Source organism: Candidatus Symbiopectobacterium endolongispinus (genome assembly GCF_018777385.1).
In the GTDB taxonomy this organism is placed as follows: Bacteria; Pseudomonadota; Gammaproteobacteria; order Enterobacterales; family Enterobacteriaceae; genus Symbiopectobacterium; species Symbiopectobacterium endolongispinus.
The window spans coordinates 469,821-491,910 of sequence record NZ_JAFJYB010000001.1; the positions used below are offsets into that span (position 1 = coordinate 469,821).

Genomic DNA, 22,090 nt, shown 5'->3' on the forward strand with positions numbered 1-22,090 from the left:
GATAGCCGTACCAAACCGACATCAGAAACGGCCGTCACGACCCGCGATCGGTATCACCGTTTCTCAACCCGTGTGGGATACCATTGGCTGCGCGCCCGCGACATTAATACGTCGACGCTGATGGCTTTGGATATCCAGAATGAGCAGCAGAATCTGCAACTCAACAACCTAGATATCCCGTTCACACAGGAGAAGCTCAGTATCTTGCGTCTGACGCAGTCGTTCGATGTCACGACGGATTACGCCCCCCGCTTTTCTTCCTCTCTGACTGCCTCATTCGGCATAGATGGGCTCGGAGCCAGAAAGGGAAGCGTTGACCTCCCCATGAGCAAAGAGGGTGCCAAACCCGATTTTCAAAAACTGGAATTGACCATGAACTACAGCCAGGGGTTGGCTGACGGCAAGGTGCAGCTCTCTCTGGCGGGATTGGCACAAACGGCATTCAATAACGTATTGCCCTCTTCCGAGCAGGTTTCTATGGGCGGTTCAAGTTGGATTTCCGCTTTTGACTCCGGCACGATGAGTGGCGACAGTGCGTTGATAGGGCGTGCAGAAGTGGGCCTTCCACAGCCATTAGGCGCCTTTTCCTGGGCACCGACCTTTGGTAATGCACTGATGCCTTATGCCTTTGGCTCATTGGGCACCGTTGGGCTCTCAAAACCGACAGCGTTAGAACAAAAAGAAGTGCACGGCAGCGCTTACAGGATGGGTTTACGCCTGAGTACCAGCCAGATAGCCAGCCCTAACAGCGCCATGGTCTCCGTTGAATATGCCCGAGGGAAACAAAGCGGCGAACCCGATGACGACCGTGTCAATCTGAGCGTGTTAGCCTTCTTTTGATCGATGCAATAACCCGTATCCCCCAAGGGATACGGCGTTTTCTCTTAAGACTCACCGCTAGCGTTGGCGAATACCGCCACCTAGCGGTTTGTTCTGGTTAATATTTGCAGTCAATGTATTTTGTAGGTCCTGAATCTTAGAAGATATCTTCTGCTTGCGGGTTGGTGCATCGAGCTTAACCGAAGCATTGTCAGTAATAGACGGTTGCGCATCAAAACGTTTAGCCATTGCCAACACATGTCCCGGCCCAGGACTGATAGTGCGACGCATAGCCGACAGAGTCTTGTCAGACACACTGGATGACACATTGTCTGGCACAACATTCGCTCTAGAATGCACATTTTCTCTGCTCACCTCAGCGCTGTACCATTGGGTCGGATGGGCCAGAGCTGCATAGTCGAACTTAGGAACACAATCCCCTGCCCCCGTCACCGTAACGAATGCATTAAAAAGATCTCTGTGTTGTCCATACAGTAAAAATGAGGCCTCTTTTTTATTCGCATTAAACGCATTAGCGAGTGCGTTTCCTGTTTGCATCGCCTTGATATTACGTTGCGGATTTGCGGTCATTTTTTGGCATAGATCGGCCAGACTCGTGAATGTTAGCGTTTTGTCTCGCAAAACCTTCATGGCGGTTTCACCACGGAACCCCCCATTGGTTCCACTACGCGTATCAATCTTCACCCTGGAGATCGCCCGTTCTTCCATAGGATTGGTGATAAATAAGAGATCGTCACCCTGTCGAACCAGTGAAATAGGCTTGTTGAAATAAATGTAATCACCCTGGCAACGGATATTGTCGCCACTAAACAAATGGCTCATTGGATTTTTAAGGAGGTAATCAAAAATCATTTTTTTATCTTTGTCGCTGTCACTGTTCCTATCACTAGGAACTGGCTTTCCATCGTTAAGCAGCGGACTCAAGATGTTTTTTGGCGTCACCGTGTTCGTACTCTCGCCAGAGACCAAATCTAACAGCAGCGTATTGTACTGAGCCGTCGCATCAGTAGCGGAAGCCTTTTGCATCGGCATACGCACAGGGGTGGACGCACCCCTTCCCCATTTCGCCGTGATGGCCTTGAAAACTTCACCGATACCGACAAAAACATTTTTTACCGTATTAGAAAGGGAGCAAGAACGGTTGCTGATGCCAGATAACAGCCGTTGCAGTTTGCCTTTCGGTGTCGCTTTTGTTGGCTCAGTACGGGTATTCATATCTCTGTCCCCGATGCTGGTGGTCCTTGTTCCATTCACTTGCGGTGATAGGGTGATTCCGCCATTTTTTATCATCATTACGCCTGTACCTTTCGTTGATTACTCATCATTTCACGACTATGTAGATTGCCAAGATAGCGACAACTTGTGTGGAAATGATTATTTCATAACCAGCGCAATGAAATTTTAAGGGAACGCCTTTCAGCGATGAGGCATAAACAAAACACTGGCTGCTTGATACAGCAGTCAGTACAGCAATGAAGAATAGTGGCGGAGGCCAGAAAGATAGGCTTTATAGCAGGCCAGGCAATACAAGAATTAAAAAAAAGACGTCAATCGAAGTCTTTTCTTATTATTGGTACCGAGGACGGGACTTGAACCCGTAAGCCCAATCGGGCACTACCACCTCAAGGTAGCGTGTCTACCAATTCCACCACCTCGGCATCCGAAATCTTTCAATTACTTGGGAATGTCACTCGCAGGCGCAGCCGGTGCTGCTGGCGTAGCAGGCTGTTCAACCTGAGCCGGTTGGCTTAGGTTATCCCACTCACTGCCGCCCTTGCTCTGATGTGAACTCATGTTCCCTAAGACCAAACTGAGGACGAAAAACAGCGTCGCCAATGCAGCGGTCATACGTGTCATAAAGTTACCGGAACCGCTCGAACCGAACAGCGTCGCAGACGCCCCAGCTCCGAACGAGGCACCCATATCAGTACTTTTACCTTGTTGCAGCATGATCAGACCTACCAGGCCTAATGCAACCAACAGGAAAATGACTAAAAGAGCTTCGTACATGATAGTACCCGTAACTGTTTCCCCATCATCATATGAGGAGGCTAAATTCTCGCGGCAAACCGCACACATCTCGCTCAGTGTACAGCATTTGTCCATGGTAGAGCGGGTCTGAATACTAACTAAACCCACTGGGTGACGCAAGTGTATTTTAGAAAGATCAATGCGATTGCGGAAAAAAACGGCTAAACCCCTCAATGGGTACAGAGGCTGTCTCCTTTATAGACTACAAAGACAGCCCAATACCCGAGAAATTAATGCGCAGCCTTAACAATATCCGCAATCTGATTGGCAAGGCTGACAACCAGAGCTTCATCTTCCCCTTCGACCATAACGCGAATCAAAGGCTCCGTACCAGACTTACGCAACAGTACGCGACCGCGTCCCGCCAGCGTTTTCCCCACCTCTGACACCACGTTTTTCACGGCGTCGCTTTCCAACGGATCGCTGCTGCCGGTGAAGCACACGTTGACCAACACCTGCGGGAACAATTTCATGCCGCTACAGAGATCGTGCAGCGACATATGGTTGCGCACCATCGCCGTCAGCACCTGAAGGCCAACAATGATACCGTCACCCGTGGTGGTTTTATCCAGCAGAATGACATGCCCGGAGTTCTCTGCGCCGATGCGCCAGCCCTTCTCCTGCATTTTTTCCAGCACATAGCGGTCGCCCACTTTGGCGCGAGCAAACGGAATACCCAGTTGCTTCAATGCCAGTTCCAAGCCCATGTTGCTCATTAGCGTCCCCACAGCACCGCCGCGCAGCTGCCCTTGGCGCAACCCTTCACGCGCAATGATATAGAGGATCTGATCGCCATCGACCTTATTGCCTTCATGATCCACCATGATCAACCGATCGCCATCGCCATCAAACGCCAGACCAACGTCCGCCTTTTCAGACAGCACGCGGGATTGAAGCTGACGCACATCTGTTGCACCGCAGGATTCGTTGATATTCATGCCGTCTGGCTCACAGCCAATGGCAATCACTTTTGCGCCAAGTTCACGCAACACGCTCGGAGCGATGTGGTAAGTAGCACCATTGGCGCAATCCACCACAATTTTTAACCCACTCAGGCTCAGTTCATTCGGAAACGTACTCTTACAAAACTCAATGTAGCGCCCGGCAGCATCCACGATTCGATTCGCTTTGCCCAATTCAGCGTATTCTACGCAGGTCAGCGGTTTATCCAGCTCCGCTTCGATGGCCTCTTCGACGTTATCCGGCAGTTTGGTGCCATCGATAGAGAAAAATTTGATGCCATTGTCGTAGTAGGGGTTGTGTGATGCAGAGATAACAATGCCCGCTTCAGCACGGAAAGTGCGCGTCAGATACGCCACGGCTGGTGTCGGCATCGGGCCGGTAAATGAAGCCGATAACCCAGCGGCGGCAAGTCCGGCTTCCAGCGCTGATTCCAGCATATAGCCAGAAATACGCGTGTCTTTTCCGATAATAATTTTGCGCGATCCGTGGCTCGCCAGCACCTTACCGGCTGCCCAACCAAGTTTTAACACGAAATCCGGGGTGATGGGCGTCTCGCCCACTTTGCCACGCACACCATCCGTACCAAAATATTTGCGGTTACTCATTCGTTATTATTCCTTCTATGCCAACGTGGCTTCGACAACTCGCATCGCGTCAACCGTCGCTTTTACATCGTGTACGCGAATAATATGTGCGCCCTGCATGGCAGCAATGACCGCACAGGCGACGCTACCATATACGCGCTGGAGCGGAGGAACATTAAGTAGCTGTCCCACCATGGATTTTCTCGACATCCCAACCAGCAGCGGTAAACCAAAATGATGCAACTCCTGCAAATGTGCCAGGAGGCGATAATTATGCGACAAATTCTTACCGAACCCGAACCCGGGATCCAGCAGCAGGCGATCTTTTTCAATGTCAACCTCGGCGCAGCGTGCGATCTGCTGTTGGAAATAGGCGTTTACCTCGGCCACCACATCGTCATAGTGCGGGTTATGCTGCATGGTTTTCGGCTGGCCTTGCATATGCATCAGGCAAATCGGTAGCCCGGTTGCCGCCGCGGCTTCCAGTGAGCCCGGTTCCTGCAATGAACGAATATCGTTAATCAGATGCGCACCAGCCTGCGCCGCTGCGCTAATCACCTCGGGCTTGGACGTGTCAACCGAGAGCCAGGCATCAAAGCGCGCCGCCAAGGCTTCAACTACTGGGATAACGCGATCCAGTTCTTCCTGCACGCTGACATCCGCTGCACCGGGACGGGTAGATTCGCCACCGATATCAATCAGCGTGGCCCCCGCGTTGACCATCTCTTGCGCATGGCGGATGGCTTCATCGAGAGCGGTGTATTTTCCGCCGTCGGAAAATGAATCCGGCGTAACGTTGAGAATCCCCATCACTTGAGGATGAGTGAGATCCAAAATGGCATCACGGGCAATTAGTTTCATCACCTTCTTCCTTTAACAGCCGGTTTATCAATAAAGAAAAACCCCGGCAAGCCAGGGTTTTAAAAGAGGGGGTCAACAGCGCTATGACCGGACAACACTATCACATAACGCTGCTATAACCGTGCACGCTGTGGGCTGCACTTATCGCTTATCAGCTTGGCTGTGCTGCGGTCGGCGTACCGCCACCGTTGCCCGGTTCATTGTTGCTGGCCGGTGCGCTTTCCCATCCAGCTGGCGGGCGCACGTCACGGCGTGACATCAAATCATCAATTTGCGGCGCATCGATAGTTTCGTACTTCATCAGCACATCCTTCATCGAATGCAGCACGTCCATATTCGCCATCAACAGTTCACGTGCCCGCACGTAGTTACGCTCAATCAGCGATTTGACTTCCTGATCGATAATGCGCGCCGTTTCGTCAGACATGTGTTTGGCCTTGGCAACAGAACGGCCCAGAAACACTTCGCCATCTTCTTCTGCGTACAGCAACGGCCCCAGTTTTTCCGAGAAGCCCCACTGCGTTACCATGTTACGCGCAATAGACGTTGCCACTTTGATGTCGTTCGAGGCACCGGTGGATACCTTTTCTGCACCATAGATAATCTCTTCCGCCAGACGACCGCCGTACAGCGTAGAAATTTGGCTCTCCAGCTTCTGACGGCTGGCGCTGATCGCGTCGCCTTCCGGCAAGAAGAAAGTCACACCCAGCGCACGACCGCGCGGAATAATGGTGACTTTGTGCACCGGATCGTGCTCCGGCACCAAACGACCAATAATCGCATGGCCCGCTTCGTGATAAGCGGTAGACTCTTTCTGCGCTTCCGTCATGACCATAGAGCGGCGTTCTGCACCCATCATGATCTTGTCTTTGGCTTTCTCGAACTCCACCATGGAAACCACGCGTTTGTTACCGCGTGCAGCGAACAGTGCCGCTTCGTTCACCAGGTTTGCCAGATCGGCACCGGAGAAGCCTGGCGTACCGCGCGCAATCACCGAGGCATCCATATCCGTCGCCAAGGGAACGCGACGCATGTGCACTTTCAGGATCTGCTCACGACCACGAACATCAGGCAGGCCAACCACCACCTGACGGTCAAAACGGCCCGGACGCAGCAATGCGGGGTCAAGCACGTCAGGACGGTTGGTGGCGGCAATCACGATAATGCCTTCATTGCCTTCAAAACCATCCATCTCAACCAGCATCTGGTTCAGGGTTTGTTCACGTTCATCATGACCACCGCCCAGACCCGCACCACGTTGGCGACCGACGGCATCGATTTCATCAATGAAGATGATACAAGGCGCGGCTTTTTTCGCCTGCTCAAACATGTCACGTACACGAGATGCACCGACACCCACGAACATTTCAACAAAGTCAGAACCGGAAATGGTGAAGAATGGCACCTTCGCTTCGCCGGCAATCGCCTTGGCAAGCAGGGTTTTACCTGTTCCCGGCGGCCCTACCATCAGGATGCCTTTCGGAATTTTACCGCCCAGTTTCTGGAAGCGGCTAGGCTCACGCAGGTATTCCACCAGTTCGCTCACTTCTTCTTTGGCTTCATCACAGCCAGCGACGTCAGCAAACGTGGTTTTAATTTGATCTTCGGTCAGCATGCGCGCTTTGCTTTTGCCAAAGGACATGGCGCCTTTACCGCCACCGCCTTGCATCTGACGCATGAAGAAAATCCAGACGCCAATCAGCAACAGCATCGGGAACCAGGAGATAAAGATCGATGCCAGCAGGCTCGGCTCTTCCGGTGGTTCACCAACCACTTTCACATTCTTGGTCAGCAGGTTATCCAGTAGCTTGGGATCGTTAACAGGAATGAAGGTGGTGTAGCGGTTGCCATCTTTTCTTGTAACGTTAATCTCACGCCCGTTAATACGTGTTTCACGGACCTGCTCCTGATTCACCTCTGTCAAGAAGGTAGAATAGTCCACCCGGCGGCCATTTGACTCGCTGGGCCCAAAGCTCTGGAATACGGACATCAGCACCACTGCGATGACGAGCCAGAGAATCAGGTTTTTAGACATGTCACTCAATGGATTAACCTCATATTACAACTGTGTTAAAAAACAGCGTTAGGGTACTACAGTTTACGCCCTGTCGCTACAATGTACACTTCACGAGAACGAGCACGCGAAGCATCAGGCTTACGAATCTTCACTGTTGTGAACAGAGAGCGAATTTGTCGCAGGTATTCATCAAAGCCATCTCCCTGAAAGACCTTCACCAGAAAACTTCCGCCCGGTGCCAGAACATCCCGACACATTTCCAACGCCAACTCAACCAGATACATGGCTCTTGGAATATCCACGGCGGTGGTCCCGCTCATGTTGAGTGCCATGTCTGACATCACAACCTGAACTTTATTATACCCTACCAGCTCCATCAAGGCGCCAAGCACTAATTCATCACGAAAATCGCCTTGAAGGAAATCGACACCAACGATGGGATCCATTGGTAAAATATCGCACGCGATGATCCTGCCCGCATTGCCGATCTGCGTCACCACGTATTGAGACCATCCACCAGGCGCAGCGCCCAGATCCACCACAGTCATGCCCGGTTTAAACAGTTTGTCAGTGCGCTGTATTTCATCCAGTTTAAACCAAGCGCGGGAGCGTAGCCCTTTTTCCTGCGCCTGCTGTACATATTTATCGCTAAAGTGTTCCTGCAACCAGCGACCGGAGCTTGCAGAACGCTTTTTATTTGCCATCGGCTTTCCAACTTTTTGTATATGTGCAACCAACTTGTCATGTACAACCTACTCGCTATAAAACATCAACGTACCATTTACAACCGGTATTGCTCAACGACGCCGCTAAAGATCGGCCCATCAACGTCACCAAATTGGTTATAATGGTGAGATAGCGGTAGAATGACCCGTTTTCAATCCCAACCCAAGTAAAAAAGACACATGAATCTAAGCAACAAACAAAAACAGCACCTGAAAAGCTTGGCTCACCCGCTAAAACCAGTGGTTATGCTGGGTAACAATGGCCTTACCGAAGGTGTTCTGGCCGAAATTGAACAATCGCTAGAACATCATGAGCTGATTAAAGTTAAAATTGCAACTGAAGATCGGGATACTAAGGCATTGATTGTTGAAGCCATTATCCGCGAAACCGGTGCCTGCAACGTTCAGGTTATCGGCTATACGCTGGTTCTGTATCGCCCGTCGAAAGAACGTAAAATTGTGTTACCCAAGTAACCAATTATATCACCGTGTTTCACATTCAACGAAAAGGTGCCATACCCGTTCGTTAGAGAAAAGACCGCATGCAGCCTTTTGCTTTTCTTTACACAATTTGCCGATTTAATCGGCGAAATTACAGATATTGGACCTTCAGGATCTCATACTCGACCAGACCTCCGGGCGTTCTGATGGTCACGACATCATCCTGCTCTTTGCCAATCAGCCCACGGGCAATCGGCGAATTCACAGAAATCAGGTTTTGTTTGAAATCCGCTTCACCATCACCCACGATGTGATAGGTCTGTTCTTCTTCTGTATACAGGTTCATCACAGACACCGTCGCACCAAAAATGACGCGCCCACTGGCTGGCATCTTTGCCACATCAATCACTTGCGCATTGGACAACTTGGCTTCGATTTCCTGAATCCGGCCTTCGCAAAAACCCTGCTGTTCGCGCGCCGCATGGTACTCAGCGTTCTCTTTCAAATCACCGTGTTCACGAGCCTCAGCAATCGCCGCAATGATTTCCGGACGGCGAGTGCCTTTCAAGAATTCTAGCTCTTCACGTAGTTTTTCTGCACCACGCAATGTCATCGGAAATTGTTTCATATCTTCAAACCTCTAAGAAACTTGTAAGACGTTCATTATCGTCATCCTGACGCTTCAACGAACGATGCGACAGACGGTCGGTATGCCAGCGCTCCCTGGCAATAAACAAAAGTAACCTGACCCGGAACAAGATTTCAGGTCAGGAGCGATTTTGCATTTCGATACGTATTTTAACCCAGAGTTCCATAAGGGTCATCGTTTACTTTAGACCGCATTGCGCCGTAGTATGACCCCACGTTACCCTGTTGTAAGCTGAGATTATGCGTTTTTTATCGACTTTTTCCGGACTTGCCTGCGCGGTTGTGCTACAGAGCGCTGTGTTACCCGCTCACGCAGCAAGCATTAACGATCACATTCAATACCTGCCGGATGGCACTAATTTGGCGTTCTTGGCACAGAAAATAGGTGCCAGTAGTCCCGCAGTGGCTTACAACAGTGAACAAATGGCATTACCCGCCAGTACCCAGAAAGTGTTGACGGCGTTAGCCGCTTTGCCACAGCTAGGCCCAGATTACCGTTTCGTGACCACACTGGAAAGTCATGGTGCAGTAATTGGCGGAAAATTGAACGGTAATTTGGTAGTGCGTTTCAGTGGCGACCCTACACTGAAGCGCCAACAGATCCGTAATATGATCGCCGAATTGAAAAAACGCGGCGTACAAAGTATCGCCGGTGATGTGATCATCGATACCTCAGTGTTCGCCAGTCATGACAAAGCGCCGGACTGGCCGTGGAACGATATGACACAGTGCTTTAGCGCACAGCCAGGCGCAGCCATTGTCGATCGCAACTGCTTTTCCGTCTCCCTCTACAGCGCGCCTAAAGCGGGCGACAACGCATTTATTCGCGTTGCTTCTTACTACCCGGTCCAGATGTTCAGTGAAGTGCGTACGCTAGCCAAAGGCTCATCTGATGGGCAATATTGCGAGCTGGACGTGGTGCCGGGCGAATTAAACCGTTTCACACTGACCGGCTGTCTGATGCAACGCGCCGAACCGTTACCGTTGGCTTTCGCTATTCAGGATGGTGCCAGCTATGCTGGTGCCATCGTTAAAGATAAGCTTTTACAAGCAGATATCCGTATCACAGGCAGCTTACGCCGTCAGACACTATCAAGCCCCGCGGGTACCGTACTGGCTCAGACACAATCCGCACCGCTGCATGACCTCCTCACTATCATGCTGAAAAAATCCGACAACATGATTGCAGATACCGTTTTTCGCACCATCGGACATGAGCGTTTCAGCGTGCCAGGCACCTGGCGCGCCGGAGCCTATGCGGTGCGTCAGGTACTGCGACAAAAAGCGGGCGTTAATCTGGATAACAGCATTGTCGTTGATGGCTCTGGACTGCCGCACCATAACCTGATTTCACCCGCCACCATGATGCAGGCGCTGCAATACATTGCCCAGCACGATAACGAATTGAAGTTCATCGAGATGCTGCCTTTGGCAGGTTACAACGGTACCTTACAGTACCGTGCCGGATTACATGAAGCCGGCGTTGACAGCAAGGTTTCTGCGAAAACCGGTGCACTGCAAGGGGTGTATAACCTCGCTGGCTTTATCACCACGGCAAGCGGCCAGCGCATGGCTTTCGTGCAATTTCTATCTGGATATGCGGTGCCACCTGAAGATCAGCGCGCCAGCCGTGTACCACTGGCGCGCTTTGAAAGTCGTCTGTACAAAGATCTTTATCAGAACAATTGAGATAAAAAAAGCACGATACCCAGGAGGGATCGTGCCCAGACGGCAGATAAAGTCACTTAACTCTTTGTCATCCTCGGCGAAAGACGGAGATGGGGAATGACCGTTTTAGGTACATTTCCTCCGTCACAGGAGGATCGCGGCCCTAGAATTATTTCTTGTAGATGATCTCGACGCCTTCGTCGTCATCCCACTCTTCTTCGGCTTCATTTTCCACCGCCGCCAGCTGTTCACGATGGTAGTCATCCCACATGAACTCAACTTTTTCAGACCCTTTCTCTTCGATGGCCATGGCTTTCGGCTGTGTTTCCAGGAAGTTCATCACATCCCAGCACAGTGCGTTGACGCCAGAACGGTTGGCAGCAGAGATCAGGTAGTATTTACCTTCCCAACCTAATGCTTCCGCAATTGCTTTGGCACGCTGTTCAGCATCCTCTTTCTCGATCAGATCGACCTTGTTGAACACCAACCAACGCGGTTTTTCTGCCAGAGAAGCGCTGTATTGCTGCAACTCATTGACGATCACTTTAGCATTTTCTACCGAATCTGATTCGTCGATCGGCGCAAGGTCGATCAGGTGCAGCAGCACGCGACAGCGCTCCAAATGTTTGAGAAAACGAATCCCCAGACCAGCGCCTTCGGAAGCACCTTCGATCAACCCAGGGATATCGGCCACGACGAAGCTTTTCTCGCTGTCCATGCGCACCACACCCAGGCTAGGCACCAGTGTGGTGAAGGGATAATCCGCCACCTTGGGCTTAGCGGCGGACACCGCGCGAATAAACGTCGATTTACCGGCATTCGGCAGCCCCAGCATCCCGACATCCGCCAGCAGCAACAATTCCAGCATCAGAGAACGCTCTTCGCCTGCTGTACCGCTGGTTTTCTGGCGCGGCGCGCGGTTAACCGACGATTTGAAACGGGTATTACCCAGTCCGTGCCAGCCGCCTTTCGCCACCATCAAACGCTGCTCGTGGCGCGTCATATCACCCAGCACCTCTCCGGTGCTTTCGTCCAGCACACGCGTACCAATCGGCACCTTGATGGTGATATCTTTACCACGCTTGCCGGTGCAATCACGGCTTTGCCCGTTCTGACCGCGCTCTGCGCGATAAGATTTCTCAAAGCGAAAATCGATCAGCGTATTCAGGCTCTCATCCGCCAACAGATAAACGTCACCGCCGTCGCCGCCGTCGCCGCCGTCCGGACCACCATTGGGGATATATTTTTCACGACGGAAGCTAACACAGCCATTACCGCCGTCACCAGCCACCACCAGAATGGTAGCTTCATCTACAAACTTCATTCACTCTCTCCGCAACAACCTATAGAGATCACCGATCATCAGACGCCATGCATCAGGACATTGTCGGTGCTCTTTGGCGCGATGCTTTCATGGCATGACGCGTGAATGATCGCCGCGCATCATGCAAAAAACGGAACGTAACAGAACCAGCCTCGCAAGGGAGCGGCATTGTACCCGCTTCCCGCGTTGATTTCATCTGTATTAAAAATAAACAGCGCACACAACCATCGGTAGCGTCAGGCTAACACGCGTTACTTTGGCACCGGTATGACATTATCGCGTTTTCTTCCCGGAAAAAAACGGTGCCAAATCGCGGAAAACATGGCCCAGGAGACCACCACAAACGCACCGATATAACCAACAAGATTTAACGCCGGTGTGGCAAAATAGAACGGCCACAGGATTGCCAGCAGGTCAGAGAACAACAGCGTGAACAGCGGCGTCAATGTAATAATGGCACTCACCTGGGCCGCCTGCCAGCGCGCCATCGCCTCAGCCAATGCACCATAGCCAACCAGTGTATTCAAACCGCAAAAAAGCAGACAAATCAACTGCCAGCGGGTCAGTTGAAAGATGGTCTCAGGGTGCGCCCACGGCGTAATACACAATACGCACAGAACATACAGCAGCAGTAAAATCTGTTGTGAGGACAAGCGGCGCAGCAATACTTTTTGTGCCACGCCGTAACTCACCCACACCGTGGCGGCACCCATTCCCAACAACACGCCAAGGGTGTAATCCGTCAGTCGGGTAAAAATCTCGATCAGACTGGCGTTGAAAAACAGCAACATACCGCACAGCAACATGATGGCACCGATAATCTGCGTGCCACGCATTTTCTCTTTCAGAATAAGCACGCTGGCGAAAAAGACGCAACGGCGGTAGCTGACCACGAGAGAAAAGAATGATCCCAAGCCCGATCGAGGCCATAAAAAACCGATACCACATAACGGCATAGGGTTCCATGACAACAAGCACCTGCTTCATGGCAATGGGTAGTGCACCCCAGCATACTGCCGTCGTCAAGGCCAGGCTCAGCCCGATGCCAGCCTGCTGTTTCGTCTGCATGGTTCTCTCAGTTTATTGCGGGTGGTGAAGGGATATGGAAATGTATAAAGCCCCGCAACGAATTGCGGGGCTTTATATCTGTCAGACCTGACGCGAAAAATTACTCAGCAACGATGCTGATGTATTTACGGTTTTTAGGGCCTTTAACTTCAAACTGAACTTTACCGTCAGCCAAAGCAAACAGAGTGTGGTCTTTACCGCAACCTACGCTGGTGCCAGCGTGGAATTTAGTACCACGTTGACGAACGATGATGTTGCCAGCCAGAACACTTTCACCGCCGAAACGTTTTACGCCCAGGCGTTGTGCGTTGGAATCGCGGCCGTTACGAGTCGAGCCGCCAGCTTTTTTGTGTGACATTTAATCCGCTCTCCTAAGTCTTAAGCGCTGATGCCAGTAATTTTCACGTCAGTGAACCACTGACGATGGCCCGCTTGCTTACGGTAGTGTTTACGGCGACGGAATTTAACGATCGTTACTTTCTCACCGCGACCATGGGCAACAACTTCTGCCTTGATCTTGCCACCATCGACGAAAGGAACGCCGATTTTGATTTCTTCACCATCAGCAACCATCAGAACCAGGTCAAATTCAACAACTTCACCAGTTGCGATGCCCAGCTTTTCCACGTGAACGGTTTGACCTTCGCTTACTCGGTGTTGTTTGCCACCACTTTGGAAAACTGCGTACATATAAAACTCCGCTTTCCGCGTACTCATATTGATTATTCGAGCACGCTATAAATATTCACAATAGGGCGCGAATTCTACGCAAAAAACCTACCGATGACAAGTGCAGATTCGAGAGGATTGAAGAAAAAGAGTACAGGTTCTTCACGACCATTTATCTGTGCCATTTTTCAAGTACAATCAGTCCACAATAACCATTGAAGCCGGTATGGAACCGACCCTAACCACGGCGTACAGAAAAAGCACTGGCACAGATATGAATCTAGAACAGATCACAGCATTAGCTGCCCATGATATGAACGACGTCAATGGCGTTATTCTGGCACAACTCAATTCAGATGTTGTACTTATCAACCAGATTGGCAATTACATTATCGGTGGTGGCGGGAAGCGTATTCGTCCCATGATAGCCGTGCTGGCCGCCCGCGCGCTGGCGTATGAAGGTGATAAACATGTGACAGTCGCAGCATTGATTGAATTTATCCACACTGCCACGCTGCTGCATGATGATGTGGTGGATGAATCTGATATGCGTCGTGGCAAGGAAACTGCCAATGCCGCCTTCGGCAATGCGGCCAGTGTATTGGTTGGGGATTTCATCTATACGCGCGCGTTCCAGATGATGACCAGCCTGGGCTCGCTGCGCGTCCTGGCGCTGATGTCTGAGGCGGTCAACGTCATCGCTGAAGGTGAAGTGCTGCAACTGATGAACTGTAACGATCCGGATATCACCGAAGAGAGTTACATGCGCGTCATCTACAGTAAGACAGCGCGCCTTTTCGAAGCAGCAGCGCAAGCATCTGGGATTCTGGCGGGTGCCACCGATGAGCAGGAAAAAGCGTTGCAGGAATACGGGCGTTATCTCGGCACGGCATTCCAACTGATTGACGATCTGCTGGATTACAGCGCCGACGGAAAAACCTTAGGTAAAAATACCGGTGACGACCTGAACGAAGGCAAACCCACGCTGCTGCTGTTACACGCTATGCGTAACGGCAATAGCGAGCAATGTGCGATGATCCGCAAGGCGATCGAAGAGGGCAATGGTCGCCATCTTCTGGAACCGGTGCTTGCTGCCATGCAACAGTGCGGCTCGCTGGAATACACCCGACAGCGTGCAGAGCAAGAGGCGGATAAAGCGATTTCCTCGCTTCAAGCGCTGCCGCCGAGCGCCTTCCGTGAGGCACTGGAAGGCCTGACACATATTGCCGTTCAACGCGATTATTAATGCGTCCGTGCGCTATATTGTCGATGCGTTGGGATCGCTTGCGATCTCGAGGCGTGACAACATGGCAATCGCGCCTTCGCGCAGCACAAAATCGATCAACGCTTCCTGCTCGTTGATCGAGAGTTTTTCAAATATCTGAATCCAGGAAGCCAGCAGCGGTTTGGCAAGTGTCGTATAAGCTGGCGGTGACATTTACGCCATTTCACGAATCTGGAGCCGTTTGCGCACCTCCTGCGGTAAACTCTCTCGCGCATATTCAACGGCCCGCCCTTGCACCCCTTTTCGTTTACGTTTTTCCCAGCCTTCTTCTCTGGCGCGTTTGTTAAGGCCCCGTCTCGATTTTGGCAAACCTGCTATACCCAGTAGCTCCTGGGGCGTCAACTATGCTTTTCCCATTCGCAACATCCTCCATAAACGGCATTAACGCACGCCAAGGTGACGGCCGATGATCCACACCGTCGCCTTGGTTTCCAATAATAAAAACAAAAACAACAATAAATCTCCCAAAAACGCGTAACCGTTACCGATTAAATTATCGATTAAGTGTTATATATTGGACTAAAACGCGCGCTGACGTTGAAACGGGAACTGAACAAAGAAGGGAAAAAAGTGACAAGCAAGCGGGGCGTACACCATCCGCAAAAATAGGGCATCAGTATAGATTCAGGTAGCAGAGGGGTCATCAGGCGCTGCGTCATCTGACGATGAAATCCGCAACTGAGACAACACAGAGGCCATACCGTAACGCAAGATATGCGCGACCAGCGCCTCTCTTTCTTGCTCAGAGCACTGTTGATAGAACTGTTGATAGATCTGAATCCAGACGGCTAGCATATCGGCCTGACGTACTGCGTAGGATGATGGGGTTTCTTGCAGTGAAAGCGAATGCTGCACCAGTTCTGGCAGGCTATAAAGGGAGTATTCAACGTCGCGCCATTGAACCCCTTTATGACGGCGTTTTTCCCACCCGTCTTCCCGAGCACGTTTATTTACGCCTTGCCGTGTTTTAGGCAATCCCGCCATCCCCAGCAATTCAGCAGTGGTGAACCACTTTTTTTTCATAGCCTTTCATCCTGATAGTGCGATGCATTACAAAATTTAATTTATTAGGAATGACGTTAAGGAGATTATTGGAAATATCATGCTATATTTTTTCCTAATTCCGTTCACGCATTCCATACGTTTAACTGACGAGCGTTATTTATACCACCAATGGACCATTATCTTGTAGCAAGAAGGAAAGATTATGAGCGCAAGGAAACACGACTGGCACCCTGCCGATATCATTGCCGCACCCCGTAAAAAAGGCATCACGCTAGCGGCAGTCTCACGAGGAGCGGGATTAAGTTCCTCCACTCTAGCCAATGCGATATCACGCCCCTTGCCCAAGGGAGAATGGCTCATCGCCGAGGTAATCAACATTCACCCTGCTGAAATCTGGCCCAGCCGTTACTACGATCCGAAAAGTAACATACTGATTGATAGGAAAAAACTTATCAGACATGACGATCCTCACCCAAAATCCCGATATAAAAAAGCCGGAGCACCTTCTCTCCGGCTTATCACCATCTGGCGTTAAGACACCGATTAACCGCGTACTGAGCCATTCACAAAGGATTCGCCCAATTCGATATCCTGTCTCAGGGTGCCCAACATGTTATCCAGAGCCTGTTTTTCAAACGGGCTCAGTGCGCCAATGGACTTACGCTCAACGATGCCGGATTTGCCCAGCAACAGCGACTGTGCGAAGAAACGGGCATGCTCGCCGTCACCTTCCACATAGGCGCATTCCACAACCCCATCGTCGCCTTGCCGAGCGCGTACCAGAGACAGCCCAAAACGCGCCGCCGCCTGACCCATCGAGAGGGTTGCCGATCCGCCACCGGCCTTGGCTTCCACCACTTCCGTGCCTGCGTTCTGGATACGCTTGGTAAGATCCGCCACTTCCTGCTCGCTGAACGTTACACCAGGAATTTGTGACAACAGGGGAAGGATCGTCACACCAGAGTGCCCGCCAATCACAGGGACTTCAACCTCTTGCGGCAGCTTGCCTTTCATTTCCGCCACAAAGGTATTCGAGCGGATAATATCCAGCGTGGTTACGCCGAACAGCTTGTTCTTGTCGTACACACCGGCTTTTTTCAGTACGTCCGCGGCAATCGCCACCGTCGTGTTAACCGGGTTGGTAATGATACCAATGCAGGCTTTCGGGCTGGTACGGGCAATCTGTTCAACCAGATTGCGCACGATCCCCGCATTCACATTGAACAGATCGGAACGGTCCATGCCCGGCTTGCGAGCGACACCGGCCGAGATCAGAACGATGTCCGCACCGACCAGCGCAGGGGTGGCGTCTTCACCGCAAAAACCTTTGATGGATACTGCTGTGGGGATATGGCTCAGATCAACGGCGACGCCCGGCGTTACCGGAGCAATGTCATAAAGAGATAATTCTGAACCTGAAGGAAGCTGGGTTTTGAGCAGGAGCGCGAGAGCCTGACCGATACCGCCCGCTGCTCCGAGAACTGCAACTTTCATCCTAAACTCCTTATTATCGTAAAAGTAAAAATGCCGTGAATTTGTGCAATAAACCGCCAGACATGAATAAAATCAGGAGGTTTAAACGGCTTACCGAACGAATGCCGGCAATGCCGAGACCTCGATATTAGGTCATGGAAAAGAAAAAACTATATCATTAGTAATAAATCAAAATCTGCCGAGTGATTTGTAAGGTAAGTAAAGTTATAAGTAAGTGAGTAAATAATGCAGCGCGCATTACGTTCAGTACAATGGCGGCTACATTACACCGAACCGCAGCCAGTAAACAACATCATTCTGATAACATTTAATTCACTTTTATGTGACTAAACGCTCATTTTTTTTTCATCGATTACGTCGTTTAAACATTTTAGCGCAATTATCGTACTGCCCCCTACCGAGTCACTTCTTTAAGCGCCCATATTGCATAAAAATTCACCCAACTGCATAATGCACGCATCAACGATCACAACACACGGTGCAGAATGCGTAACTCCACGAAACAGGAAGATTTGGTCAAAGCGTTCAAGGCGCTGTTAAAGGAAGAGAAGTTTAGTTATCAAAGCGAGATCGTGTTGGCGTTACAAGACGACGGTTTTGAAAATATAAATCAATCAAAAGTATCACGTATGCTGACTAAATTTGGCGCAATGCCAAAATGGAGATGGTCTATTGCCTACCTGCAGAACTGGGTGTACCCACCACCAGCCTGCTGAAAAATCTGGTGCTGGATGTCGATTATAACGATGCTGTTGTGGTTATTCACACCAGTCCGGGTGCTGCGCAATTGATCGCTCGGTTGCTGGATTCACTGGGGAAATCAGAAGGGATTCTGGGCACCATTGCCGGAGATGACACCATTTTCACCACGCCATCACGCGGCTTTAGCGTTAAGCAGTTGTTCGACGCCATTTTGACGCTGTTCGAACAGGAACTGTAGTGACCCACCAAGATTGCTGACGCAGTGACCCACGCCAGATGAAGGTATCTGGCGTGGGGCTGGGTCAAACGGCAGGCAACTCAGACAATGGCCAACGTGGACGCACGCTCACGCCCAATTCCTGACTTTGATTGCGTAACAGCCTCACACTGCCCGCATAGGCAATCATCGCGCCATTATCGGTACAAAACTCAGGCCGCGCATAAAAACCGCCCCACCCCGTTTAGCCATGATCTCTGTCAGGCGAGCACGCAGCGTGCGGTTGGCACTGACGCCGCCAGCCATCACCAGACGTTTAAAGCCGGTCTCATCCAACGCTCGACGACATTTTATCGCTAACGTATCAACCACCGAATCTTCAAACGCGCGCGCAATATCAGCACGGGTTTGATCATCATTGCCATTGGCGCGAATAGTATTGGTGGCAAAGGTTTTCAAACCAGAAAAGCTAAAATTCAGCCCTTGTCTGTCGGTCATCGGGCGAGGAAAGGTAAAACGTGAGGCATCGCCACGCTGTGCCAGTTTGGACAACATCGGGCCTCCCGGGTAATCCAGTCCCAGCAGCTTTGCCGTTTTATCAAAGACTTCACCGGCGGCATCGTCAACAGATTCTCCCAGCAACCGGTATTCACCGATGCAAGTGACGCTGATTAACTGCGTGTGACCGCCAGAAACCAATAGCGCGACGAAAGGAAATTCCGGCGGATTATCTTCCAGCATCGGGGCCAGCAAATGCCCTTCCATGTGGTGAACCGGAACCGCCGGCACGCCCCAGGCAAATGCCAGCGCACGCCCGACCGTTGCACCGACCAACAATGCGCCCACCAGTCCAGGGCCGGCAGTGTAGGCCACACCATCGATGTCCGATGCGGACAAATCCGCCTCTTTCAGGGCAGCCTGAATCAGAGGAATCGTTTTACGCACGTGATCGCGCGAGGCCAGTTCCGGCACGACACCGCCATAATCAGCATGTAGTTTTACTTGGCTGTACAGTTGGTTAGCCAATAACCCGGCATCCGTGTCATAAATCGCCACCCCGGTTTCATCACAGGAGGTTTCAATACCCAATATGCGCATCGTTCTACCTAACGTTCGTTGCCACGCAAGCCGACATCCACTTGCCACTTGCTTCATACAACAGATAGTCTATCATTATCGGTTTGGATTTTCTGCTCTGCGTGCGCGTTGGGTGTTTTATGATCGCCGCAATGCTTTACAAGCGCATCACGTTTGCAGTAGAATTCCGCACCATTTTGAAAAGGCTGGCACAAGGCCAGCACATACCGAATTATTAAGGTGGGAGGCACATGCCGGTAATTAAAGTACGTGAAAACGAGCCGTTCGATGTAGCGCTGCGTCGCTTCAAACGTTCCTGTGAAAAAGCGGGTGTTCTGGCTGAAGTTCGTCGTCGTGAGTTCTATGAAAAACCGACAACCGAACGTAAACGCGCTAAAGCTTCTGCTGTGAAACGTCACGCGAAGAAACTGGCTCGAGAAAACGCACGCCGCACTCGTCTGTATTAATTTCTGGAGGCTTGGCCTCCACCGCGTGATTAATCCGCAGACTTAGCAGTTGCATACGAAGGCCGTGCTTTCCGAAAGGAAGCGCGGCTTGTTGTCGTTTATAAGTTATCGTTTATTTGTATTAAAAACAGGTGCTTATGGCTGGAAGAATCCCACGCGTTTTTATCAATGACCTGCTGGCACGCACTGATATCGTCGATCTGATCGACGCGCGCGTGAAGCTCAAGAAGCAGGGCAAGAACTTTCACGCGTGCTGTCCGTTTCACCATGAGAAAACCCCGTCTTTCACCGTAAACGGTGATAAGCAGTTTTACCATTGCTTCGGCTGCGGCGCGCACGGCAATGCCATCGATTTTTTAATGAACTACGATCGCTTGGAGTTCGTTGAAAGCATCGAAGAATTGGCATCCATGCACAGTCTGGAAGTGCCTTATGAATCCGGCACTGGCACCACAGCGCTTGAACGCCATCAGCGTCAAAGCCTGTATGAACTTATGGGGCAACTGAGCGAGTTTTATCAACAGGCGTTAAACCAGCCAACGGCAGCCGCCGCCCAAGGTTATCTGGCACAACGCGGCCTGAGTGCGGAAGTGATTCGCCACTTCGCTATTGGCTTCGCTCCTGCCGGGTGGGACAACGTATTAAAGCGCTTTGGTCGTCACGATGAAGATCGTGAAACCCTGAGCGATGCGGGGATGCTGGTTAAAAATGAGCAAGGACGTACCTATGACCGCTTCCGTGAGCGCGTCATGTTCCCGATCCGCGATAAGCGCGGCCGCGTTATCGCCTTTGGCGGGCGCGTGTTGGGAGACGGATTGCCCAAATACCTGAACTCGCCGGAAACTGAAATTTTTCATAAAGGCCGCCAATTGTATGGCCTTTACGAAGTGCAACAAAATCACACGGAACTAAAACGTCTTCTTGTGGTTGAAGGTTATATGGACGTGGTGGCGCTGGCGCAATTCGGTATTGATTATGCCGTCGCGTCACTGGGCACTGCCACGACCGCAGACCATATTCAAATGATGTTCCGCGTTACCGATCAGGTGATTTGCTGCTATGACGGTGACCGCTCAGGCCGAGATGCCGCCTGGCGCGCCCTGGAAACGGCGCTACCCTACTTGAATGATGGTCGCCAGTTGCGCTTTATGTTTCTCCCTGATGGAGAGGATCCGGATACTCTGGTGCGTAAAGAGGGTAAACAAGCGTTTGAACAGAGGATGGAGCAGGCGCTGCCGCTCTCCACGTTCTTGTTTGATACCCTGCAACAGCAAGTGGATATGAGCTCTCCGGAGGGCAGAACCAAGCTCGGAAGAGATGTATTGCCGTTGATTGGTCAGGTGCCGGGAGAAACCCTGCGACTGTATCTACGTCAACAGCTCGGCAACAAACTGGGGATTCTTGACGATCGCCAACTGGATAAACTGCTGCCAAAAACGGCAGAACAGGCGCAGCCTTACCAGCCGCCTCAACTAAAACGCACAACTATGCGTATACTAATAGGGTTGCTGGTACAAAATCCGCAGTTGGCAGCATTGGTGACGACCCCGGAGGGGTTGGCAGCATCGAAGATGGCCGGTGTGCCACTGTTTATTGAGCTGGTGAAAGCGTGCCATGCGCAGCCCGGTTTGACAACGGGGCAGCTTCTGGAGCTTTACCGGGAGAATAAATCAGGCCCACAGCTTGAAACCATGGCAACCTGGAACCACATGATCGTTGAGGACAAGGTAGAGGAGACGTTTATCGATACCTTGACTACCCTATATAACCATATTTTAGAGGAGCTGCTGGAATCATTGATAGCACAGTCACGTTTGCGGGGGTTGACCGCGGAAGAACGTAACGAAGTGCACATGCTGAACCAGGCGCTTACAAGAAAGAACTGATTACAGAGGCTTAATTGCCGATAACCAGCAGGGTGAATCCCTGCCAAAGCCGCTAGAAGGGGCTGCGGCGAGAAGAAGAAATACCCCGAATGTTATTGTTGGCTATACCCAATAGCTT

Annotated in this window: 18 protein-coding genes, 1 tRNA gene and 5 pseudogenes; 8 read left to right on the forward strand and 16 right to left on the reverse strand. The window is 51.2% G+C overall.

What is annotated here, in order from left to right:
• Positions 1-6: 6 nt before the first annotated feature.
• Positions 7-840: pseudogene (locus JZM30_RS02340) on the forward strand (ShlB/FhaC/HecB family hemolysin secretion/activation protein); the annotation flags it as partial.
• Between the two features lie 57 nt (positions 841-897).
• Here JZM30_RS02340 and JZM30_RS02345 read toward each other — a convergent pair.
• From JZM30_RS02345 to rlmE, 7 genes are all read right to left on the reverse strand, one after another.
• Positions 898-2,133, reverse strand: a complete 1,236-nt coding sequence (locus JZM30_RS02345) for a hypothetical protein (protein WP_252317435.1) — start codon at positions 2,131-2,133, stop codon at positions 898-900.
• A 278-nt stretch (positions 2,134-2,411) separates the two neighbouring features.
• A tRNA-Leu gene (locus tag JZM30_RS02350) sits at positions 2,412-2,498 on the reverse strand.
• A 16-nt stretch (positions 2,499-2,514) separates the two neighbouring features.
• On the reverse strand, positions 2,515-2,850 hold the full coding sequence (gene secG, locus JZM30_RS02355; RefSeq protein WP_252317436.1) for a preprotein translocase subunit SecG: 336 nt from the start codon (positions 2,848-2,850) through the stop codon (positions 2,515-2,517).
• Between the two features lie 251 nt (positions 2,851-3,101).
• Positions 3,102-4,439, reverse strand: a complete 1,338-nt coding sequence (glmM, locus tag JZM30_RS02360) for a phosphoglucosamine mutase (RefSeq protein WP_252317437.1) — start codon at positions 4,437-4,439, stop codon at positions 3,102-3,104.
• A 15-nt stretch (positions 4,440-4,454) separates the two neighbouring features.
• On the reverse strand, positions 4,455-5,279 hold the full coding sequence (folP, locus tag JZM30_RS02365) for a dihydropteroate synthase (protein WP_252317438.1): 825 nt from the start codon (positions 5,277-5,279) through the stop codon (positions 4,455-4,457).
• A gap of 151 nt (positions 5,280-5,430) precedes the next feature.
• Positions 5,431-7,323, reverse strand: coding sequence for an ATP-dependent zinc metalloprotease FtsH (gene ftsH / locus JZM30_RS02370; RefSeq protein ID WP_286673423.1), 1,893 nt, complete (start codon positions 7,321-7,323; stop codon positions 5,431-5,433).
• 47 nt (positions 7,324-7,370) lie between these two features.
• Positions 7,371-8,000 (reverse strand): 23S rRNA (uridine(2552)-2'-O)-methyltransferase RlmE, encoded by a 630-nt coding sequence (rlmE, locus tag JZM30_RS02375; protein WP_252317439.1) that lies wholly within the window; start codon positions 7,998-8,000, stop codon positions 7,371-7,373.
• A gap of 201 nt (positions 8,001-8,201) precedes the next feature.
• Here rlmE and yhbY point away from each other — a divergent pair, with 201 nt between their 5' ends.
• Positions 8,202-8,495, forward strand: coding sequence for a ribosome assembly RNA-binding protein YhbY (gene yhbY, locus JZM30_RS02380; RefSeq protein ID WP_252317440.1), 294 nt, complete (start codon positions 8,202-8,204; stop codon positions 8,493-8,495).
• 118 nt (positions 8,496-8,613) lie between these two features.
• Here the strand turns inward: yhbY and greA are convergent, their stop codons facing one another.
• Positions 8,614-9,090, reverse strand: coding sequence for a transcription elongation factor GreA (gene greA, locus JZM30_RS02385; protein WP_252317441.1), 477 nt, complete (start codon positions 9,088-9,090; stop codon positions 8,614-8,616).
• A gap of 260 nt (positions 9,091-9,350) precedes the next feature.
• Here greA and dacB point away from each other — a divergent pair, with 260 nt between their 5' ends.
• Positions 9,351-10,799, forward strand: a complete 1,449-nt coding sequence (gene dacB, locus JZM30_RS02390; RefSeq protein WP_252317442.1) for a serine-type D-Ala-D-Ala carboxypeptidase — start codon at positions 9,351-9,353, stop codon at positions 10,797-10,799.
• Positions 10,800-10,947: 148 nt separating this feature from the next.
• Here dacB and cgtA read toward each other — a convergent pair whose 3' ends face one another.
• The 4 genes and pseudogenes from cgtA to rplU all read right to left on the reverse strand — a co-directional run bounded on the left by cgtA (position 10,948) and on the right by rplU (position 13,860).
• A complete protein-coding gene (gene cgtA, locus JZM30_RS02395; protein WP_252317443.1) occupies positions 10,948-12,102 on the reverse strand; it encodes an Obg family GTPase CgtA in 1,155 nt (384 codons plus the stop codon).
• Between the two features lie 251 nt (positions 12,103-12,353).
• A pseudogene (locus JZM30_RS02400) lies at positions 12,354-13,170 on the reverse strand (EamA family transporter).
• 100 nt (positions 13,171-13,270) lie between these two features.
• Complete coding sequence (gene rpmA, locus JZM30_RS02405) at positions 13,271-13,528, reverse strand: 50S ribosomal protein L27 (protein ID WP_252317444.1); 258 nt, start codon at positions 13,526-13,528, stop codon at positions 13,271-13,273.
• Between the two features lie 20 nt (positions 13,529-13,548).
• Positions 13,549-13,860 carry a 50S ribosomal protein L21 gene (rplU, locus tag JZM30_RS02410; RefSeq protein WP_252317445.1) on the reverse strand — a complete coding sequence of 104 codons (312 nt, stop codon included), beginning with the start codon at positions 13,858-13,860 and terminating at the stop codon, positions 13,549-13,551.
• A gap of 253 nt (positions 13,861-14,113) precedes the next feature.
• Here rplU and ispB point away from each other — a divergent pair, with 253 nt between their 5' ends.
• Entirely contained in the window at positions 14,114-15,085 is a 972-nt protein-coding gene (gene ispB, locus JZM30_RS02415) for an octaprenyl diphosphate synthase (RefSeq protein ID WP_252317446.1), read from the forward strand.
• Between the two features lie 12 nt (positions 15,086-15,097).
• Here the strand turns inward: ispB and JZM30_RS02420 are convergent.
• Positions 15,098-15,466 (reverse strand): annotated as a pseudogene (locus tag JZM30_RS02420) (DNA-binding protein).
• A gap of 282 nt (positions 15,467-15,748) precedes the next feature.
• A complete protein-coding gene (locus JZM30_RS02425; RefSeq protein WP_252317447.1) occupies positions 15,749-16,147 on the reverse strand; it encodes a DNA-binding protein in 399 nt (132 codons plus the stop codon).
• A 184-nt stretch (positions 16,148-16,331) separates the two neighbouring features.
• On the opposite strand from JZM30_RS02425, the gene JZM30_RS02430 reads away from it, so the two are divergent.
• Positions 16,332-16,664, forward strand: coding sequence for a helix-turn-helix domain-containing protein (locus JZM30_RS02430; RefSeq protein ID WP_252317448.1), 333 nt, complete (start codon positions 16,332-16,334; stop codon positions 16,662-16,664).
• An 8-nt stretch (positions 16,665-16,672) separates the two neighbouring features.
• Here JZM30_RS02430 and mdh read toward each other — a convergent pair whose 3' ends face one another.
• Positions 16,673-17,623: a malate dehydrogenase gene (gene mdh / locus JZM30_RS02435; protein ID WP_252317449.1), complete on the reverse strand. Its 951-nt coding sequence runs from the start codon at positions 17,621-17,623 to the stop codon at positions 16,673-16,675.
• A gap of 485 nt (positions 17,624-18,108) precedes the next feature.
• On the opposite strand from mdh, the pseudogene argR reads away from it, so the two are divergent.
• A pseudogene (argR, locus tag JZM30_RS02440) lies at positions 18,109-18,563 on the forward strand (transcriptional regulator ArgR).
• 64 nt (positions 18,564-18,627) lie between these two features.
• Here the strand turns inward: argR and tsaD are convergent.
• Positions 18,628-19,640: pseudogene (tsaD, locus tag JZM30_RS02445) on the reverse strand (tRNA (adenosine(37)-N6)-threonylcarbamoyltransferase complex transferase subunit TsaD).
• 230 nt (positions 19,641-19,870) lie between these two features.
• Between tsaD and rpsU the strand changes: the two are divergent.
• Both rpsU and dnaG read left to right on the forward strand, forming a co-directional pair.
• The gene (rpsU, locus tag JZM30_RS02450) at positions 19,871-20,086 is read left to right on the forward strand and encodes a 30S ribosomal protein S21 (protein ID WP_001144069.1); all 216 of its coding nucleotides are present in this window, start codon (positions 19,871-19,873) and stop codon (positions 20,084-20,086) included.
• Between the two features lie 137 nt (positions 20,087-20,223).
• Positions 20,224-21,972: a DNA primase gene (gene dnaG, locus JZM30_RS02455; protein WP_252317450.1), complete on the forward strand. Its 1,749-nt coding sequence runs from the start codon at positions 20,224-20,226 to the stop codon at positions 21,970-21,972.
• Positions 21,973-22,090 lie beyond the last annotated feature (118 nt).

Coding starts and splice junctions, on each gene's coding strand:
- yhbY (WP_252317440.1), top strand. CDS start 8,202: ATGAATCTAAGCAACAAACAAAAACAGCACCTGAAAAGCTTGGCTCAC.
- secG (WP_252317436.1), bottom strand. CDS start 2,850: ATGTACGAAGCTCTTTTAGTCATTTTCCTGTTGGTTGCATTAGGCCTG.
- JZM30_RS02345 (WP_252317435.1), bottom strand. CDS start 2,133: ATGATGATAAAAAATGGCGGAATCACCCTATCACCGCAAGTGAATGGA.
- glmM (WP_252317437.1), bottom strand. CDS start 4,439: ATGAGTAACCGCAAATATTTTGGTACGGATGGTGTGCGTGGCAAAGTG.
- cgtA (WP_252317443.1), bottom strand. CDS start 12,102: ATGAAGTTTGTAGATGAAGCTACCATTCTGGTGGTGGCTGGTGACGGC.
- rpmA (WP_252317444.1), bottom strand. CDS start 13,528: ATGTCACACAAAAAAGCTGGCGGCTCGACTCGTAACGGCCGCGATTCC.
- folP (WP_252317438.1), bottom strand. CDS start 5,279: ATGAAACTAATTGCCCGTGATGCCATTTTGGATCTCACTCATCCTCAA.
- rlmE (WP_252317439.1), bottom strand. CDS start 8,000: ATGGCAAATAAAAAGCGTTCTGCAAGCTCCGGTCGCTGGTTGCAGGAA.
- dacB (WP_252317442.1), top strand. CDS start 9,351: ATGCGTTTTTTATCGACTTTTTCCGGACTTGCCTGCGCGGTTGTGCTA.
- greA (WP_252317441.1), bottom strand. CDS start 9,090: ATGAAACAATTTCCGATGACATTGCGTGGTGCAGAAAAACTACGTGAA.
- ispB (WP_252317446.1), top strand. CDS start 14,114: ATGAATCTAGAACAGATCACAGCATTAGCTGCCCATGATATGAACGAC.
- dnaG (WP_252317450.1), top strand. CDS start 20,224: ATGGCTGGAAGAATCCCACGCGTTTTTATCAATGACCTGCTGGCACGC.
- JZM30_RS02425 (WP_252317447.1), bottom strand. CDS start 16,147: ATGAAAAAAAAGTGGTTCACCACTGCTGAATTGCTGGGGATGGCGGGA.
- JZM30_RS02430 (WP_252317448.1), top strand. CDS start 16,332: ATGAGCGCAAGGAAACACGACTGGCACCCTGCCGATATCATTGCCGCA.
- rplU (WP_252317445.1), bottom strand. CDS start 13,860: ATGTACGCAGTTTTCCAAAGTGGTGGCAAACAACACCGAGTAAGCGAA.
- mdh (WP_252317449.1), bottom strand. CDS start 17,623: ATGAAAGTTGCAGTTCTCGGAGCAGCGGGCGGTATCGGTCAGGCTCTC.
- rpsU (WP_001144069.1), top strand. CDS start 19,871: ATGCCGGTAATTAAAGTACGTGAAAACGAGCCGTTCGATGTAGCGCTG.